The 4,458-nt window shown below is 50.5% G+C and carries 5 protein-coding genes; all 5 read right to left on the bottom strand.

Translation table 11 applies throughout. From position 1 onward, the window contains the following. The coding region (locus BGO59_RS24775; protein WP_293687887.1) for a sterol desaturase family protein at positions 1-1,112 on the bottom strand (1,112 nt) is incomplete at its 3' end. A 67-nt stretch (positions 1,113-1,179) separates the two neighbouring features. Next, positions 1,180-1,908, bottom strand: a complete 729-nt coding sequence (locus BGO59_RS24780; RefSeq protein ID WP_293687890.1) for an AraC family transcriptional regulator — start codon at positions 1,906-1,908, stop codon at positions 1,180-1,182. 67 nt (positions 1,909-1,975) lie between these two features. Continuing rightward, positions 1,976-2,764: a hypothetical protein gene (locus BGO59_RS24785; protein ID WP_293687893.1), complete on the bottom strand. Its 789-nt coding sequence runs from the start codon at positions 2,762-2,764 to the stop codon at positions 1,976-1,978. Beyond that, entirely contained in the window at positions 2,746-3,513 is a 768-nt protein-coding gene (locus tag BGO59_RS24790) for a hypothetical protein (protein ID WP_293687896.1), read from the bottom strand. The genes BGO59_RS24785 and BGO59_RS24790 overlap by 19 nt, the downstream gene beginning before the upstream one ends. Before the next feature lie 4 nt (positions 3,514-3,517). Next, a partial coding sequence (locus tag BGO59_RS24795) for a 2Fe-2S iron-sulfur cluster-binding protein (RefSeq protein WP_293687899.1) occupies positions 3,518-4,458 on the bottom strand: 941 nt, incomplete at its 5' end.

Below are 4,458 nucleotides of genomic sequence, written 5' to 3' on the forward strand. Positions count from 1 at the left end.
AGTTGACCTCCATTCCATTCATTTCGTTTCTTGTCGTAGCGCATCCCCCAAATGACTATACTGCCCAATTGATTGCGTAGTTCCGGTTTCGATACATGGGTAAGTTTAGCGTCGTATTGCTCGCCTTTCCGATAGATGCTGATGTCGTTACCGTCGGGCGCACGCCGTGTGCCCAAAAGGCTATCTTCAGGAGTTTGAAACGACAGAAAAGAGAAGTTTAGTCCAATGGACAAAAGCAGTGAATTCACTTGTTTAGTACCAGGACGAAAAGGGTATCGAAGCTGCCCCGCGTAGGTACGTGGGAAATCAGGTTCTTCGGCGATGCCAATCTGCCCAATCTGTTCAGCCTGGCTCGGTGCGTCGTAGTACGTGCCGAAGAGCTTATCCCAGATAACCAGCCAGGCCCCGTAGTTGACCTGAGCGTCTTTGTAGTCGGCCCGGTGATGCCAGCGGTGCAGTTCAGCCACGCTGAACAGGTGTTTAAGCCAGCCAGCGCGGTAGTCAAGATTGGCGTGTTGCAATATCATGTTAACGGCCAATACGGCTAATGCCCCCGCCACAACCGGCATCGGCGTACCAATCGACACACAAAGCGTAATTCCTGGTAAGCCTTCCAGTACCTGATGAATCGGATGACGTTTATCGCCGTTTAGCCAATATAATCGTTCTGAGCTGTGGTGGATGGCGTGCAATTTCCAAAGCCATTCGTAACGATGACTTAAGGCGTGAATGGCAAACAGAAAAAAGTCGATGATGGTCAGGGCCAGTAGAATCTGCCCCCATAAAGGCCAGGTTGTTGGGAAGATGGTCCACACAACCAGCGACTGCCCCAACCAGAGAATAAGCAGTTGTGCCACAACCTTAATGCCGTAATTGACCACATAATGGACCGTATCGAGATTTAGGTCGCCCTGCTTCGAGTGTAGCCAATCGGTATCGTAGGGCAAGGCCCTTTCCAGCAACAACACCACTACAGCGGCCCCGGCAACGACGGGTAGTGTAGCGAGGTAGATATTCACCCCCACCGCGAGCAGGGTAGAAATCATTACAAAGGAGCCTACCCAGACAACCGGATAGAGCAGATAGCGAAGTAGCGAGATGCGTTTGTTCATGCTTGTGTTTGGCGAATAACCGCTGCAAAGCACGCCATTTCGTCATCGGCAGACTTGAACAAACCGGCTATTTTAGCAGTACATCGGAGGGGCGGATGCCGAACATCTCGGAAAACGTGCGGCTGAAATGAGCTGAATCGGCAAAACCCCCACTGTGGGCCGCCCGCGTTAGGGTTTCGCCCTGCAATACACGCTGAACGCTGACTTGCAGACGGGTCCAGAGAATGTATCGGCGAATCGGAATGCCCACCTGCTCTTTGAAAAGGTGTATCAATCGCCCTTCCGAAAGACAGGCTACGCCCATCAGTTTACGGAGGGTTAACGGTCCGTCAATATTACATTTGATATAGTCGATCAGGCTGGAAATGCGGTTATCAACGGAGCGAGTCTCAGGTGTTGGTTTCTCCAACAGCAGGAATCCCGTAAATTGTTGAAAGAGGTGTATTAGTTCATTCACGGATGTAGCCTCGGCGATGGGTAGTTTATCGGCTAAGGTATCTGGAAAACTCACCGCCGGTTGCCCGTTCAAATACTGGGTTAATTTTAAACCTAACTCGCTCTCGGGCTCTACATAAATAAACCACTGCAAGCCACTGCCCACGAACCGATGGGGGATGTCGGCCCCCAACAGCATAACTCGTCCCTGTTTGAGCGGCTCTGATTCATTCCAGAATTCACAAGGGCCTTCGCTAATAACCAGCTCAACGGCGTGGTGACGATGCAGACTGACCGAACGTAAGTCGCCCTGGTAGAAAGCAAAGCCGTTGTGCAAGTGTAGTAATGGAGTTTTATTCATATTGTTGTGCTATATATGAAGGCATACATTTGCTTGAGCTTACTTTAAATCTGCTTCAACGTATCTTTTAATGGTGTTTGTAGAAGCCCACTCCTTTGATATCATTCCAGGCCGTAGTCTGATGGCAGACGTAGCACTGGTTAACCTGAACGCCCTCGCAGCAACCGCCAGTCTGTATGCTACCTTGTGAAGCAACTTTCTTAGATACCATCTCAAAATGACCCATGTAATGGCTGGGCGGAGCCTGATGACACTGAGCGCAATCCGTGGAGCGAACAGAGGGGTGCTGAAATGCCGGTATAGTCCATTGTGTAGTAGTATGACAGGTCGCACAATCCGTTCCGAAAAGTCCAAAGTGGGGGTCTTTGGAGCTATGGCAACCCGAACAATTAAGTTCCGCTTCGAGCAAGGAAACGAGCGGGTGGCTCGTAGGGAGGTCAGCGTTGGCTGTTATTTTTAAGCGCGACCTTAGCTTGGGCAGTAACTGAACACCTATCTCAGCCAGTGCCTGATGATTCATGGTTCGCAAATCAGCGTTCGGTCCCTGATGTTCAATATGGCAGGCAGAACATTTACCGATATTGGCGTGAAAAGCTGTAGGCTGACGGCCCAACAACGCTTTATCCGCAGCGTGGCAATTAATGCATTTGGTTTCATCAACCCCTTTCACACCTGTATGGCAAGACGTGCAGTTGCCGTTCATCGAAGCATGTGCCAGTGATAATTGGCCCGGCATGACCTGATTTTTCCAATGAACCGGCTTATCTTCCGCATACCGAAGGGTATAATAAACCACCCCACCGAAAATCAGCAGGGATGCCCACAAAGCCCAGTAGGTTAATTGCCGCTGAACCATCGCAAACCGTAATAAATAGAAGACCAGATGTGCAAAATAAGTAGCCCATAGAACGCGCAGGAGGTAACAATGTGCAACACCAGCCAACGCGTCACACGTCGTTTCAGGAGGTCATGCGTTCGGATGGCGTATTCCACATCAGCGATGGATTCGGTTAACCGAACAGCCCGTACCCCCAGTGGTGTATCACTGGAAAGTACGGCAGGTGTCGTCCCCCATACGCTGTTAAAAACACGGCCCATCAACGAGTGAGTAGCCGCGTACTGAAAATCAGATGCCGGTTGTTGACCGCCCCCGCTGACCATCTGGTTATACTGAGTAGCCAATTGATTAAGTAGGGTCTGTTTTTCATGGAGTTCCATAGATGCATAACCCAAGAAGTACCGTCCGATAAATCCGCTCAGGATTGTAAGCAGCATCATGGCTGTCAATACGATACCTAATGTACTCTCAAAACGGTGACCGGTATGCAGTATAGCCAGTATAGCCCCAATGATACTGGTATAGACATGCCAACTGAGTAGCGTTCCCAGGGGTATGCGACGGGTAATCAACAGCTTCAGGTAAGCAATTCGTTTAGCGACTGAGTAAACGAGCGGAGGAAGCACCATTAATACAGCTCCGGTTACTGCCAGCAAGCCCCCCGTCAGGCTACCGGGAAAGCGCGGTGAACGATGGACTAAAAAGCCTAGCCATAAGCCAAGTTGCAGCACCAGTAAACTCCCGATTATTTTTCGTTCGCTTTGCATGATTCTACGCATCAACAGCAACCGGGCCGGTTGCTTTAGCCTGGCAAGCCAGAATGATATGTCGTGCCCGGTCATCATCATCTAAGGCGTCTTCAACGGCCATTGTTACCGACCCCGTAAGCAGTTTCGTTTTACAAATGCCGCACGTACCGACCCGGCAGGAGTAATCTATATTGACACCAACTTCCTCCGACGCTTCCAGAATAGACTTGTCGGGAGTTAAAAGGGCTTTTTTGTTTGATTTCACAAACGTAACAACCGCAGCCGTATCGGTCGAACTTGTTGCCCCCAACGGTGGTACGGGCGTTTTTTTGGGGGGGGCCGGAGCCGGAAATAATTCGACCCGCACATTCTCCTTCGGCACGTTCAACTCGCTAAGTATCTGCTTGACGGCATCGATCATGGGGACAGGCCCGCAGATATGAATGCGATGGGAAGTAATGTCAGGTACGCGGGCATTCAGCACTTCCTTCGTAATACGTCCCGAAAGATAAATACCCTCGGCTGGGCTGTTTTCCTGGCTCAACGAAATGGTTACGTGCAGATTTGCATATCTTTTTTGCAGGTATTCCAGTTCCTCCCTGAAGATAATACTGACCCGGTCTTTGCAACTAAAAAGCAGAAAAATATCCTTTTTCCACGACCGGTCGGTTAAATACCGGACGACGCTCATCATGGGCGTAATGCCTACTCCCCCGGCAATGAGCACAACACTTTCCGCATCGGCTTCGGAGAAGGTAAATTTTCCCGACGGGCCCGTGAACTGTAGTAAGGCACCCTCCTTAACCTGGGTATGCAGGTAATGAGAAACTATCCCCTGCGGCTCGTGTTTCACGGTAATTTCGCAGAAATCCCGGTGCGTCGGCGACGAGGCAATCGTGTAAGACCGCTTCACGGGAACCCCGGCCTGCTCGATCGTAACGGTAATAAACTGGCCTGGCAAGT

It is taken from the genome of Spirosoma sp. 48-14, assembly GCF_001898575.1.
Lineage (GTDB): Bacteria > Bacteroidota > Bacteroidia > Cytophagales > Spirosomataceae > Spirosoma.

Bases quoted from the DNA above. Each gene is read 5' to 3' on its own strand.
- BGO59_RS24780 (WP_293687890.1), bottom strand. From the start codon at position 1,908: ATGAATAAAACTCCATTACTACACTTGCACAACGGCTTTGCTTTCTAC.
- BGO59_RS24785 (WP_293687893.1), bottom strand. From the start codon at position 2,764: ATGGTTCAGCGGCAATTAACCTACTGGGCTTTGTGGGCATCCCTGCTG.
- BGO59_RS24790 (WP_293687896.1), bottom strand. From the start codon at position 3,513: ATGCAAAGCGAACGAAAAATAATCGGGAGTTTACTGGTGCTGCAACTT.